This is a genomic window from Erwinia sp. QL-Z3 (genome assembly GCF_004551645.1).
Taxonomy (GTDB): domain Bacteria; phylum Pseudomonadota; class Gammaproteobacteria; order Enterobacterales; family Enterobacteriaceae; genus Erwinia; species Erwinia billingiae.
This window is the reverse complement of record NZ_CP037950.1, coordinates 3,040,893-3,054,917: the sequence shown is the minus strand read 5'-3', so window position 1 is coordinate 3,054,917 and position 14,025 is coordinate 3,040,893. Positions and strand designations below refer to the sequence as shown.

At 53.4% G+C, this 14,025-nt stretch carries 9 protein-coding genes; 3 read left to right on the top strand and 6 right to left on the bottom strand.

Annotated elements, in window-relative coordinates:
• Positions 1 to 244 precede the first annotated feature (244 nt).
• The 3 genes from focA to pflA all read left to right on the top strand — a co-directional run bounded on the left by focA (position 245) and on the right by pflA (position 4,367).
• Complete coding sequence (gene focA / locus E2F51_RS14820; protein WP_013201522.1) at positions 245 to 1,102, top strand: formate transporter FocA; 858 nt, start codon at positions 245 to 247, stop codon at positions 1,100 to 1,102.
• 84 nt (positions 1,103 to 1,186) lie between these two features.
• Positions 1,187 to 3,469 carry a formate C-acetyltransferase gene (gene pflB, locus E2F51_RS14815; RefSeq protein WP_134823818.1) on the top strand — a complete coding sequence of 761 codons (2,283 nt, stop codon included), beginning with the start codon at positions 1,187 to 1,189 and terminating at the stop codon, positions 3,467 to 3,469.
• A gap of 157 nt (positions 3,470 to 3,626) precedes the next feature.
• Positions 3,627 to 4,367 (top strand): pyruvate formate lyase 1-activating protein, encoded by a 741-nt coding sequence (gene pflA / locus E2F51_RS14810; protein ID WP_134823817.1) that lies wholly within the window; start codon positions 3,627 to 3,629, stop codon positions 4,365 to 4,367.
• A gap of 63 nt (positions 4,368 to 4,430) precedes the next feature.
• Here the strand turns inward: pflA and E2F51_RS14805 are convergent, their stop codons facing one another.
• From E2F51_RS14805 to lrp, 6 genes are all read right to left on the bottom strand, one after another.
• A complete protein-coding gene (locus E2F51_RS14805; protein ID WP_013201519.1) occupies positions 4,431 to 5,582 on the bottom strand; it encodes an MFS transporter in 1,152 nt (383 codons plus the stop codon).
• A gap of 358 nt (positions 5,583 to 5,940) precedes the next feature.
• Positions 5,941 to 7,233: a serine--tRNA ligase gene (gene serS, locus E2F51_RS14800; RefSeq protein WP_013201518.1), complete on the bottom strand. Its 1,293-nt coding sequence runs from the start codon at positions 7,231 to 7,233 to the stop codon at positions 5,941 to 5,943.
• A gap of 93 nt (positions 7,234 to 7,326) precedes the next feature.
• A complete protein-coding gene (locus E2F51_RS14795; protein WP_053145798.1) occupies positions 7,327 to 8,670 on the bottom strand; it encodes a replication-associated recombination protein A in 1,344 nt (447 codons plus the stop codon).
• Positions 8,671 to 8,677: 7 nt separating this feature from the next.
• A complete protein-coding gene (lolA, locus tag E2F51_RS14790; protein WP_134823816.1) occupies positions 8,678 to 9,289 on the bottom strand; it encodes an outer membrane lipoprotein chaperone LolA in 612 nt (203 codons plus the stop codon).
• A 201-nt stretch (positions 9,290 to 9,490) separates the two neighbouring features.
• Positions 9,491 to 13,045 carry a DNA translocase FtsK 4TM domain-containing protein gene (locus E2F51_RS14785; protein ID WP_134823815.1) on the bottom strand — a complete coding sequence of 1,185 codons (3,555 nt, stop codon included), beginning with the start codon at positions 13,043 to 13,045 and terminating at the stop codon, positions 9,491 to 9,493.
• Positions 13,046 to 13,164: 119 nt separating this feature from the next.
• Complete coding sequence (lrp, locus tag E2F51_RS14780; RefSeq protein ID WP_013201514.1) at positions 13,165 to 13,659, bottom strand: leucine-responsive transcriptional regulator Lrp; 495 nt, start codon at positions 13,657 to 13,659, stop codon at positions 13,165 to 13,167.
• Positions 13,660 to 14,025 lie beyond the last annotated feature (366 nt).

Sequence of the window (14,025 nt, the reverse complement as noted above, 5' to 3'; positions counted from 1 at the left end):
TAACCTTCCAGCTACATTTCATTGAATAACCTCGTTTAAACAAAGCGCAATTCGTGCTTAATTCAACTTTTTTTTAGAAAATTAAAAAGTATTTAATTCATACTTTTCAATTAATTAAATCATTAACCCTACTTAAAAAAGGCCATTAAGCGCAGGTACTCCAGGCCAACATGATCCACATCAATTTCTCACCTATACTCCTTTGTTAGTATTTCGTCGTTGACTAATTTAGGGAGTAGTTAGTGTGAAAGCTGGCAACCCGTTCGACTTACTCTTACCGTCTGAAATGGCCAAAGTGGCCGAAGAAGCCGGCGTTTATAAAGCGACAAAAAAACCCTTCACCACATTTTTTCTGGCGATCACCGCCGGTGTCTTCATCTCCATCGCGTTTGTCTTCTATATCACCGCCACTACGGGTTCTGGTACGTCCCCCTGGGGCATGAGCAAACTGGTGGGGGGTCTGTGCTTCTCTCTCGGTCTGATGCTGGTCGTCGTCTGTGGGGCTGACCTGTTCACCTCAACCGTACTGACAATCGTCGCGAAAGCCAGCGGACGCATCAGTTGGTTACAGCTTGCCCGCAACTGGATCATCGTGTACGTCGGCAACTTCTTCGGTGCGATGTTCTTCGTGGCTCTGATTTGGTTCGCTGGACAGGCAATGGCGGCCAACGGTGCCTGGGGGCTCAATGTCCTGCAAACCGCTGACCATAAAATGCACCATACTTTCCTTGAAGCGGTCTGCCTGGGGATCCTGGCGAATCTGATGGTCTGTATGGCGGTATGGATGAGCTATTCCGGCCGGACCCTGACAGACAAAATGTTAGCGATGCTGCTTCCGGTCGCGATGTTCGTGGCCAGCGGCTTTGAGCACAGCATTGCCAATATGTTTCTTGTCCCACTGGCCATTGTTATCCGGGATTTCTCTGGCCCCGAATTTTGGCAGGCAACAGGGACAACCGCTGCCCAGTTCTCACACCTGACCGTCAGCGACTTTATTACCGATAATCTGATCCCGGTGACGATAGGCAACATCATCGGCGGCGGTTTCCTGGTTGGATTGACTTACTGGGTGATTTATCTGCGAGACAGCGGTCATGACTGATTGCGCCACAAACTGATTTAGCGCCTGTTGCTGACGGCTGGCAGCAGGAACACCAGAACTCCACGTAATTAAGGTAGGTATCAAATGAGCGAGCACAACGAAAAACAGGTCGCGGCCTGGGAAAGCTTTGCACAAGGCGAATGGCAGAACAGCATTGACGTGCGTGACTTCATTCAGAAAAACTATACCCCGTATGAAGGTGATGAATCCTTCCTGAGCGGTGCCACCGCAGCCACCACGTCCCTGTGGGACAAGGTGATGGAAGGCATCAAACAGGAAAACCGTACCCATGCGCCAGTAGATTTTGATACCGACCTGGCTTCGACCATCACCTCTCATGATGCGGGCTACATCAATAAAAAACTGGAAACCATCGTGGGTTTGCAGACTGAAGCGCCATTAAAACGCGGCCTGATCCCTTACGGCGGCATCAAAATGGTGGAAGGCTCCTGTAAAGTTTACGGTCGTGAACTGGATCCAGGCCTGAAAAAAATCTTCAGCGAATACCGTAAAACCCATAACCAGGGCGTGTTCGACGTCTACACACCGGACATCCTGCGCTGCCGTAAATCTGGCGTGCTGACCGGTTTGCCAGATGCGTATGGTCGCGGTCGCATCATCGGTGACTACCGTCGTGTTGCCCTGTACGGCATCGACATGCTGATGAAAGACAAATTTGCGCAGTTCACCTCGCTGCAGGCAGATATGGAAAATGGCGTAAACCTTGAAGCCACTATTCGTCTGCGTGAAGAGATTGCCGATCAGCATCATGCGCTGCAGCAGATCAAAGAGATGGCAGCAAAATACGGTTGTGACATTTCTGGCCCGGCGAAAACGGCGCAGGAAGCGGTTCAGTGGACTTACTTCGGTTATCTGGCCGCAGTGAAATCTCAGAACGGTGCAGCAATGTCGTTCGGCCGTGTTTCTACCTTCCTGGATATCTATATCGAACGGGATCTGCAGGCAGGTAAAATTACTGAGACCGACGCTCAGGAACTGATTGACCACCTGGTGATGAAACTGCGTATGGTTCGCTTCCTGCGTACGCCGGAATACGATGAACTGTTCTCGGGTGACCCAATCTGGGCAACAGAATCCCTGGCGGGTATGGGCGTTGATGGCCGTACGCTGGTGAGCAAAAGCAGCTTCCGTTTCCTGAATACCCTTTACACTATGGGGCCTTCACCGGAACCGAACATGACCATTCTGTGGTCTGAAAAGCTGCCGCTGAACTTTAAGAAATTTGCGGCGAAAGTCTCGATCGATACCTCTTCTGTCCAGTATGAAAACGACGATTTGATGCGTCCTGACTTCAACAACGATGACTATGCCATCGCCTGTTGTGTAAGCCCGATGATTGTCGGCAAACAAATGCAGTTCTTCGGTGCGCGTGCCAACCTTGCTAAAACCATGCTGTATGCCATCAACGGCGGCGTGGATGAAAAAATGAAAATGCAGGTGGGCCCGAAAGAAGCGCCAATGATGGACGACGTGCTGGAATACAATAAAGTGATGGATCGTATGGATCACTTTATGGACTGGCTGGCCAAACAGTATGTGACTGCGCTGAACGTCATTCACTATATGCATGACAAATACAGCTATGAAGCCTCACTGATGGCGCTGCATGACCGTGATGTTTATCGCACTATGGCGTGTGGTATCGCTGGTCTGTCCGTTGCGGCTGACTCCCTGTCGGCTATCAAATACGCGAAAGTCTCCACCATTCGTGATGAAGATGGTCTGGCTGTTGACTTCAAAATTGAAGGCGAATATCCACAGTTTGGTAACAACGACTCCCGTGTAGATGACATTGCCTGCGACCTGGTTGAACGTTTCATGAAGAAAATTCAGAAACTGCAAACTTACCGTAACGCCGTTCCTACTCAGTCTGTGCTCACCATCACCTCTAACGTGGTGTATGGTAAGAAAACCGGTAACACACCTGATGGCCGTCGCGCTGGCGCACCATTTGGACCAGGTGCTAACCCAATGCACGGTCGCGATCAGAAAGGTGCAGTCGCTTCACTGACATCGGTCGCTAAACTGCCGTTTGCCTACGCGAAAGACGGGATCTCTTACACCTTCTCCATCGTGCCGAATGCGTTAGGCAAAGATGATGATGTGCGTAAAGCGAACCTGGCTGGTCTGATGGATGGTTACTTCCACCATGAAGCCAATATCGAAGGCGGTCAGCACCTCAACGTCAACGTGATGAACCGCGAGATGCTGTTAGAAGCGATGGAAGATCCGGAAAAATATCCGCAGCTGACCATTCGCGTTTCGGGTTATGCCGTTCGCTTTAACTCATTAACTAAAGAGCAGCAGCAGGATGTGATCACCCGTACCTTCACTAAGAGTATGTAATTAGCGAAGCAGTAAGGCTCCACTTCGGTGGAGCCTTTTCAAAAGCCTTGTTTGCCAGCAGCCTGACCGTCCAACCAGACCGCTGGCAAAACAGACTTAACGCAGCTAAAGACTGCGTACCTGCTAAAGGCAGGTCTACCGTGGAGAACTCATCGCAATGTCAGTCACCGGCCGTATCCACTCATTCGCATCTTGCGGGACTGTAGACGGTCCCGGCATCCGCTTTATCACCTTCTTCCAGGGCTGCCTGATGCGCTGCCTCTACTGCCACAACCGTGATACCTGGGATACCCATGGCGGTAAAGAGATTACCGTTGAGGAATTGATGAAGGACGTGGTGTCTTATCGTCACTTTATGAATGCGTCCGGCGGCGGCGTGACGGCTTCAGGCGGAGAAGCAATTTTACAGGCGGAGTTTGTGCGGGACTGGTTCCGAGCCTGCCACGCTGAAGGCATCAATACCTGCCTCGATACCAACGGTTTTGTCCGTCGCTATGACCCGGTCATTGATGAACTGCTGGAAGTGACCGATCTGGTGATGCTGGATCTGAAGCAGATCAATGATGATGTTCACCAGGTCCTGGTGGGGGTTTCTAACCACCGCACGCTGGATTTTGCCCGCTACCTGGCTAAGAAGAAAATCCGCACCTGGATCCGTTATGTTGTGGTGCCTGGTTATTCTGATGATGATGATTCCGCACACCGTCTGGGTGAATTCACCCGTGATATGGGCAACGTGGAAAAAATCGAGCTGCTGCCTTATCACGAATTAGGCAAGCATAAATGGGTCGCGATGGGTGAGGAGTACAAACTGGACGGCGTGCATCCACCGAAGGCGGAAACGATGGACCGGGTTAAATCCATTCTTGAAGGTTACGGTCACAAGGTGATGTACTGATCCTCTCAAACAGCACAAACAAAAATGGCGCCCAATGGCGCCATTTTTATTGCGTACGCAGTATCAGGCTTGCGCGAATGGCGTGGCTTGCTTATCAGATTTACGCAGCAGCATCACCAAATAGACAAAGGCCACAGCGGCAATCATCATAAACAGCACAGGGTCAGAATAGTTCTGCATCAGCATTGAGGTCATCGCAGGGCCAAGCAGACTGCCAACGGTATAGCTCAGTAACAGAGCCTGATTCATTGCGACCAGCTCATGATGAGCGACCGTTTCACAGGCCCAGGACATGGCAACCGGATACAACGTAAAGCCGGCACAACCCAACACAAACAGCGCAGGTGCCATTGCCGCATTACCCAACATCGCAAAGGCGCCGAGGATAACCACAAACACCTGTACGCGCAGCACCAGCAGGCGGCCATAGCGATCGGCCAGGCGACCCACAGGCCATTGCCCGACAATTCCGGCGCTGACCATCAAAGCCATCCAGTATCCCACCGTGGCATCATTCATCCCCTGATGGGAAAGATACAGCGGCATAAGACCATATAACGAACCAAGAAGGATGCCGGAGATGATGCAGCCGTTGATACCCAAACGCGCGCTACGACGGCGCAGCATTGGCCACATACGTCCTGGTGCGGCTTCCGTGTCGTCCCCTTTGGCCGTCACTTTGGTGAAGACCAGCGGCAGGATAGCCGCCACGATTATACCGGTTACCCACGGCAGAACATGCAGCAGTTCTGTGGAAACCTTGCTCACCAACAGCTGACCGGCAACGGTACCGATATAGTAGACAATCATATAGGCAGCCAGCAGCTGACCACGATTACGTAGCGTTCCACTGCACAGCAAGGCGCTTTCAACGATAACCCAAATCAGTGCGCAGCCAATTCCGGCAACAAAACGCCACATAGCCCAAACCCAGAAACCGCTTTCCAGCCCTAACGCGGCGGTAGCCAGCGCAAAGAGCACTGAAGCGATGTAATAGCTGCGGTTAAAGCCCAGTCGTTTGATTGCCCAACCTGCAACCAGAGTGCCTGCCAGATTACCGGTGTAGTAAGAAGAACTGACCACCCCAACCTGCCACGTTGGCAGGAAATCGTGCGTGAGCCAAAGCGGCACCAGCGTATTCAGCACGGCGATCGAAATCGTCAGCAGCAGAAGGCCGCAAAGCAGCACAATAACAGGGCGAGACCAGGTGGACATAGTGGCGGAACTACCAAAAGAAGAGATGATTTTGCGCGCATAATGCCACTGACGGAATAAAAGTCAATCTGGCAAAAAAAGGCTGAAGCCCAAAGGGATTAGCGATGATTTAAATTACTTATCATGCCAAAGAAGGCAGAAACAGACTGATTTACGGGGCACGATTAACCGATTGAAATTATGACGCTTTTATTTACACCCGAGTCTCATAATCAGATAATTTTCCTGTCCCATTGATTACTTTGATTAAAAAATATTGCCGTAGCGATGCAGACGATTTTTGCTATACGCCGGGCCTTAAACAAAAAAAAGCCTGCGGGCGTAACCAGCAGGCTTTTTAGCAGGAGCACGTCAGAAATTAACCGACGAACTCAAGACCTTTCATATATGGCTTCAGAACCTCAGGCACCGCGATGCGACCATCAGCCTGCTGGTAGTTTTCCAGCACCGCCACCAGCGTACGACCCACTGCCAGACCAGACCCGTTAAGGGTATGAACGAGGCGGGTTTTCTTCTCGGTTTTCGGTCTGCAACGAGCCTGCATACGACGCGCCTGGAAATCGCCCATATTTGAACAGGAAGAAATTTCGCGGTAGGTGTCCTGCGCTGGCAGCCACACTTCCAGATCGTAAGTTTTGCATGAGCCAAAGCCCATATCACCGGTGCAAAGCAACACTTTACGGTATGGCAGTTCCAGCAGCTGAAGCACCTTCTCCGCGTGTCCGACCAGTTCTTCCAGAGCATCCATGGAATCTTCCGGACGGGTAATGTGCACCATTTCAACTTTATCGAACTGGTGCATACGGATCAGGCCACGGGTATCACGACCATAGGCACCGGCTTCTGAACGGAAGCAAGGTGTATGCGCGGTGAACTTCAGCGGCAGAGACTCTTCTTCCAGAATTTCATCGCGAACCATATTGGTCAGCGGTACTTCTGAAGTCGGGATCAGCGCATAATCGCTGCTGGACGCTTCTTCTTCCAGCGGACGAGTGTGGAACAGGTCTTCACCGAACTTAGGCAGCTGGCCGGTGCCGTGCAAAGACGCATGGTTCACCAGGTAAGGAACGTAAGTTTCCAGATAGCCGTGCTGCTCGGTGTGCAGATCCAGCATAAACTGGCTCAGCGCACGGTGCATCAGCGCAATTTGACCCTGCATCACCACAAAGCGTGAACCTGTCAGTTTGGCGCCCATGGCGAAATCCAGACCGGACGCCATTTCACCCAGTTCGACGTGATCGCGAACGGCGAAATCAAATTCACGCGGGGTTCCCCAGCGGCTGACTTCGAGGTTTTCACTGTCGTCTTTACCCAGTGGTACTTCATCAACCGGGATATTCGGGATAGCAGAAGCCATTTCACGAATGGCGTTCAGCAGTTCGTCCAGTTCCGCTTTGGCCGCATCCAGGCTTTCGCCCAGCGCGTTCACTTCCTGACGTAATGGCTCGATGTCTTCCCCACGCGCCTTGGCCTGCCCGATAGATTTGGACCGGGAGTTACGTTCTGCCTGCAGTGTTTCGGTTTCGACCTGCAGAACTTTACGGCGCTCTTCCTGCGAACGCAGCGTGTCAACGTCAAGCTTATAGCCCCGGCGTGCCAGTTTTTCAGCGACTGCGTCTGGCTCATTACGCAGCAGATTGGGATCGAGCATGCTTGTCCTGTGATTATTCGAGTGAGTAAATGAGGGGCGCATCCGGCGTGCGAATGCGTTGAATTCCTTGCTAACCTTACCGCAACGTCAGTGTCAACGGTAGCGTTTTGTCGGGCTATTTTGATCCTGCTCAGCCAGCCAGGCTAGCTTTTCACCGATCTTCCCTTCAAGACCTCTGGAAGTCGGTCGGTAGTACCGCGTTTGTGCCATTTCAGAGGGGAAGTAGTCCTCACCAGCCGCATAGGCGTTCGGCTCGTCGTGGGCATATCGGTATTCCGCACCCAGGCCCATTTCTTTCATCAGCTTGGTCGGCGCGTTTCGCAGATGTTCAGGCACATCGAAATCTGGATTATCTTTTGCGTCGCGCATCGCGGCTTTAAACGCGGTATAAACCGCGTTGCTCTTCGGTGCACAAGCCAGATAGACGATAGCCTGGGCAATCGCGCGTTCCCCTTCCGCTGGCCCAACACGAGTGAAACAGTCCCAGGCGGAAATAGCGACCTGCATTCCCCGGGGATCGGCATTCCCCACATCCTCCGAGGCGATTGCCAGCAAGCGACGGGCAACGTACAGCGGATCGCCACCCGCGGTAATAATACGGGCATACCAGTACAGGGCGGCATCAGGTGCTGAGCCACGTACCGATTTATGCAGTGCCGAAATCAGATCGTAAAAGCGATCGCCTTTATTATCGAACCTGGCGCTGCGTTCGCCTGACACTTCGTTCAGCAGTTGAGCCGTCAGCTCCCGCTTGCCTTTGCTGTTGACCTCGGCCATATCGGCCATCATCTCCAGCGTGTTTAGCGCACGGCGAGCATCGCCGTTAACCAGTTCGGCAATCATCCTGCGCGTACCCTCAGGCAGAACGATATTCTCTTTGCCATAACCGCGATCGCTGTCTTTCATGGCCTGATCGAGCACGATTTCGATGTCTTCACTGGTTAGCGATTTCAGCAGATAGACGCGGGCACGGGAAAGCAGTGCTGAATTTAGCTCAAACGACGGGTTTTCCGTTGTGGCACCGATAAAGGTGATGGTGCCATCTTCAATATGTGGCAGAAACGCATCCTGCTGACTTTTGTTAAAACGGTGAACTTCATCGACAAACAGGATGGTGCGTCGCCCGGCATCGCGGTTTTGCCTCGCGCGCTCGATGGCTTCGCGGATCTCTTTTACGCCCGACGTCACTGCGGAGATGCGTTCCACATCAGCCTGGCCGTAACGGCCGATAATTTCGGCCAGCGTGGTTTTTCCTGTCCCTGGCGGCCCCCACAGGATCATCGAATGCAGATGCCCAGCCTCGATGGCGCGTGGCAGAGGCTTACCGGCAGCCAGCAGGTGTTGCTGCCCAATATATTCTGCCAGCGTTGCTGGCCGCATACGGGCGGCCAGAGGCTGAAATTCATTGTGGGAGAAATCCAGAGACAGAGTATTCACGCTAACCTCACTGACGCTGATCGTCCAGCGTCACGCCTTTTGGCGGTGTGAACTGGAACTTACTGGCTTCAACAGCCCCATTTTGCTGGCTCTTCAGTGCATAGCTGCTGCGCTGTCCATCCTGCTCCACGGCGCTGAACTGGTTTATGGTGCCGTTAGTGGAAACATTGATGGTGAACTGCTTCAGGTTGCCATCGGTAGATTTAGGGGTCAGGTCGAAGTTGTCGCCCTGCTGCTTAATGTTGTACTGCTTCCAGTGACTGCCCTGATTACGCGCGATCAGCATAAACGGCGTGTTACTGGTGGCATCTTTCAGCCAGGTTGCACTGACCTGCTCAACAAACGGGTTATAGAACCACAGCGTTTTACCATCAGAAATCAGCACGCTTTCGTCCGGTGCGGTCATATGCCAGTTGAACAGGTTCGGGCGTTTAACCCACAGCTCACCTTCCCCATCCTGAACGGACTGTCCGCTACCGTCAGTGACTTTCTGCGTGAAGCTGGCGTGGAAGCTCTTCACTTTGTCCAGACGCTGCTGCAGGTCTGAAGACGCATCGGCCAGTACACTTGCAGAGGCAAAGGCGGTCAGCAGACAGCAGGAGATCAATAATTTTTTCATTAGGGCATCCTTATTAAAACTTTTTATCCCGATAAGCGGGGAAGCCTGGGAGGATAACTGTAGCCAGGCACTAGCGAAATCAACAGGGGATCCCCTGAATGAAACTGGCAATACTGTCTGATATGGGGATAAGCCCCGGAAACTCAACGGGCCGGGTCTCCCCGGCCCGTATTTTAAGGCAAAACTGACCTGACAGCCGACTTACATCTCATGTGGCGGAGGGGAAAGCACTTCACGGTTACCGTTATGGCCCGGTGAAGAGACAATCCCCTGTGCTTCCATCTGTTCGATAATACGCGCCGCACGGTTGTAGCCGATGCGGAATTGACGCTGCACACCAGAAATAGACGCACGACGTTTCTCCACCACAAAGCCAACGGCCTGATCGAACAGCGGATCCAGCTCTTCATCACCATCCAGCGTCAGACCACCTTCGCTCTCTTCGCCAGCGGTGATGCTCTCGATGTATTGCGGACGACCGCGCGCCTTCCAGTCCTGCACAACGGCGTGAACTTCCTCATCGCGCACGAAGGCACCATGAACACGCACAGGCATCGAGGAGTTTGGTGGCATATAAAGCATGTCACCCATTCCCAGCAGCGATTCAGCGCCTGCCTGATCGAGAATGGTACGGGAGTCGATCTTGCTTGAAACGGTGAACGCAATGCGCGTTGGAATGTTAGCCTTGATCAGACCGGTAATCACATCGACCGACGGACGCTGTGTCGCCAGAACCAGGTGGATCCCTGCGGCACGCGCTTTCTGTGCCAGGCGGGCAATCAGCTCTTCAACTTTTTTGCCCACCGCCATCATCAGGTCGGCGAACTCATCGACCAGCACCACGATATATGGCAGTTTTTCCAGCACCGGCGGCTTGGCATCCATGCTGTCGCCCGGTTTCCAGAATGGATCCGGAATTGGACGCCCCATCGCTTCAGCCTGAGCCACCTTCTCGTTGTAGCCTGCCAGATTACGCACACCCAGCGCCGACATCAGCTTATAACGACGCTCCATCTCACCGACACTCCAGCGCAGCGCATTGGCGGCGTCTTTCATGTCGGTAACGACTTCGGTCAGCAGATGAGGAATGCCTTCATAGACCGACAGTTCCAGCATTTTCGGGTCGATCATGATAAAGCGCACGTCTTCCGGCGAGGCTTTATACAGCATGCTGATAATCATGGCGTTAACGCCGACCGACTTACCAGAACCGGTGGTACCGGCCACCAGCAGGTGAGGCATCTTGGCCAAATCCGCGATCACCGGCTGACCCGAAATATCTTTGCCCAATACCACGGCAAGCGGTGAGGGGTTATCGCGGAATTTAGCGCACTCTAACACTTCACGCATATAGACCGTCTGGCGATGCTTATTAGGCAGCTCCAGGCCAACATACGGCTTGCCAGGGATCACTTCCACCACGCGGACAGCAACGGCTGAAAGCGAGCGGGCAAGGTCACGAGACAGGTTAGAAATACGGGCCGCTTTCACGCCCGGTGCTAAATCCAGTTCGAAACGCGTAATGACCGGACCTGGTGAGATGCCAACCACTTCGGCTTTCACGCGGTAATCAGCCAGACGGGCCTCAACCAGTCGGGCCATTTGCTCCAGGGCAAACATATCGACTGGTTCAGCTTCAATCGGCGGTTCGGTCAACAAATCCAGCGAAGGCAACGGGGTGGTTGGGCGTTCCAGACGTTGCTCATGACGCACGAGGAACGGGTGGAACAAGCTATCTTCAGCCGGTTTCGCCGGTTCTGGCTCAGGCGCTGCTTCCTGAGGAGCCTGCCATGATGGGGCAACCGGTGCCTGTGGCTGCTGTGCTACCGGTTGAGCCGGAGGCGTCTGCCATGATGGAGCAACGGGTGCCTGTGGCTGCTGTGCTACCGGTTGAGCCGGAGGCGTCTGCCATGACGGAGTAACCGGAGCCTGTGGCTGCTGTACTACCGGTTGAGCCGGAGGCGTCTGCCATGATGGCGTGACGGGTTGCTGTACCGGCGCATGTTCAGGCGTAGAACTGTGCTGTTGCCACTGCTCTGCGGCTTTATCGGTCTCTGCGGGTAAGGTAAACAGCGGCTCGCTTGGGCCGTCATCCACCAAATCATCCATTGGAGAGAAATCGAACGCTCCGGCGGTATCCAGTTTGAAGGACGGAGCCTGCTGCTGGTCCTCTTCGCCATACCGTTGCTGCTGTTGTTCAGCAAACTGACGAGCCAATGCAGCCTGTTGCAGAGCGGCTTCATCATCTTCTGCGAACTCTTCGCCATAGCGCGTCTGCTGCTGAGCCATAAAGGCCTCGCGCAGATGGGCCTCTTCCAGCTCCATCGCATCTTCATCCGCAGCGGGCAGAGTGGCGGAGGGGGATCCCAGCAGTTCCTGCTCTTCTTTCGCCTTCTCTTCAGCCATACGCTGAGAAGGCAATTTGATGCCATAAGATGCCAGTTCACGACGCGTTGGCAATTTAACTGGGTTAGGACGCGGCAATGCCGGGCCGATGCCTTGCTTAACCTGAGGGTTAACCGGCGCCTCACTGGTCGCACTGAATCCCGGCATAAACGGCGCGGACGCTGCCGCGACTTTAGCCGCAGCCACGACACCCTGAGTGCCAGCAGCCATATCGGTTGGCTGAGTGGACTGCGGAGCAGAGAAGTCGAATGGCGAAGAACTGTCTCGCCAGTTCCCCATCCGTGGCCCTTCATCTTCGTCATCCACCTGCACTGAAGGTGCAGGCGTGGTCTCAGCCGGCATTTCAAAGCGGTAAAGTTCAGGCGTTTGTGCTACTGGCGCAGCCGCAACAGGCTGGGCAGTCACGGGAGTCGCCGCCTGAGCGGGAGCATAAGCAGGCTCAGCGGGAACATGCCCAGGCTGAACGCTGGCGACCGGAGAAACCGGGGCAGCAGGAGCCTCTTCAGCTTGCGGAGCCGCAGCCAATGGTGCAGCAGTTGCAGCCACAGCCGATTTGCTCAGAAGCGGATCGTTGTCCTCTGCTTCATGCTCATCGTCCTGCAGTATTTTCTTCGGCGCAGACAGCAGCACATCATCTTCTTCGCTGCGGGCGCTTTGCTTCAGGACAGGTGCGGCCGGAGCCGCTTCGCCCTGCTCGTCTTCATACTCATCATCATGCCAGCGCTCATCGTTACGCGAACGATTACTGGCAAAAGTCAGCACGCCCATCACGACACCACCGATTTTCTCAGCGATAGTGAGCCAGGACCAGCCAGTATAGAGCGTTAATCCCGCAGCCCAGATGCACAGCAGCGTCAAGGTGCCACCGGCGCTGCTGAACCATGGCGCCATGGCATTACTCAGCAGGCTGCCAATCACGCCACCCGAAGCGAAGTACCAAATGTCATCGGCATTCAGCGCCGCAAGGCCGCATGAAGTGATCACCAGAGCCAGCACGCCAATCAGGCGCAGGGCGACTGCGAAGTAATCAATGAATTCCTGAGAGTGGCGCTGACGGAAAGTGATCCAGCAAAGGCCTAAAATGACCGGAGGAATGGCATAGGCCATCACACCAAAAATGAAGAACAGGGTATCCGCAAGCCAGGCGCCAATGCCGCCGCCCACATTGTGGATAGGTTCATGCCAGGCGGTCTGGGACCAGCTGGGATCGGAAGGATTGAAGCTCACCAACGCTGCCATCAGATAAACGGCAAAAAGAGCCACAACAATCAACAACGCTTCGAGCAGACGACGCCCACTGCTAAGCGGTTGTAAGGATACTTCTTTATCTTCTGTGTATTCCTGGCTCAAGAGTACTCTCCAGGGGCCTGTAAACTATGGAGGCAACAGCGCCGGGCGAGCCCGACGCTGAACCTGTATGAATTCACAGGAGTGTACCGAAAACTATCAGGTTTTGCACCTGCCCTGTGTTACCGCGTTTTAATGACTAAGCGGTTACTTTGTTTCACTTCTTCCATGACGACATAGGTCCGCGTATCGTTCACGCCCGGCAGACGTAGCAGGGTCTCGCCCAGCAATTTACGGTAAGCCGACATATCAGGAACACGGGTTTTCAGCAGATAGTCAAAATCGCCTGAAACAAGATGACACTCTTGAGTTTCCTCAAGTTTTTGCACGGCGGCGTTAAATTGCTCAAACACATCCGGTGCACCACGATTCAGAGTAATCTCAACGAATACCAGCAGTGACGCGTCCAGATAGTGTGGATTCAGCTGCGCGGTATAACCCAGGATGAATCCCTGGCGCTCGAGGCGACGGACACGTTCAAGGCAGGGTGTCGGGGATAAACCCACACTCTTGGAAAGATCGACGTTAGAAATTCGACCATTCTTTTGCAGTTCGTTAAGGATGTTGCGGTCGATCCTGTCCAGATCTTTACCAGGTCGTTTTTTATTGTCTACCATTATTATTGTCTCTCTTAATGCCTTCCCTTTACTTGCCATACCCTGGCGCATTCGATGTGCAGGGTTGTTCTAAGTGAAGTCAGGAGCCTGTTGCGCTTCTTGCAAAACGCCCATCCGTATGACGCATGTTGTCTGTCCACACCATGCGTCATGACCAATGACAGACTGAGTTTATTCGGCTAGCGTGCCAAAACATGGAATGAAAATCTGTTTTGCCAACCTAAATCCCCTCTGCTTCCTACACTGTTTTCGCAAAAGCGCAGCCGATTGTCAAAGCAAAACAACTAAAACCAGTACAACATGCCAGAAGTATCGCTGCGTGACTGTTTTTAAATGGATATTTTCAGGGCATTGCACTGTCAGGTG

Coding starts and splice junctions, on each gene's coding strand:
- lrp (WP_013201514.1), bottom strand. CDS start 13,659: ATGGTAGACAATAAAAAACGACCTGGTAAAGATCTGGACAGGATCGAC.
- pflB (WP_134823818.1), top strand. CDS start 1,187: ATGAGCGAGCACAACGAAAAACAGGTCGCGGCCTGGGAAAGCTTTGCA.
- serS (WP_013201518.1), bottom strand. CDS start 7,233: ATGCTCGATCCCAATCTGCTGCGTAATGAGCCAGACGCAGTCGCTGAA.
- E2F51_RS14805 (WP_013201519.1), bottom strand. CDS start 5,582: ATGTCCACCTGGTCTCGCCCTGTTATTGTGCTGCTTTGCGGCCTTCTG.
- lolA (WP_134823816.1), bottom strand. CDS start 9,289: ATGAAAAAATTATTGATCTCCTGCTGTCTGCTGACCGCCTTTGCCTCT.
- pflA (WP_134823817.1), top strand. CDS start 3,627: ATGTCAGTCACCGGCCGTATCCACTCATTCGCATCTTGCGGGACTGTA.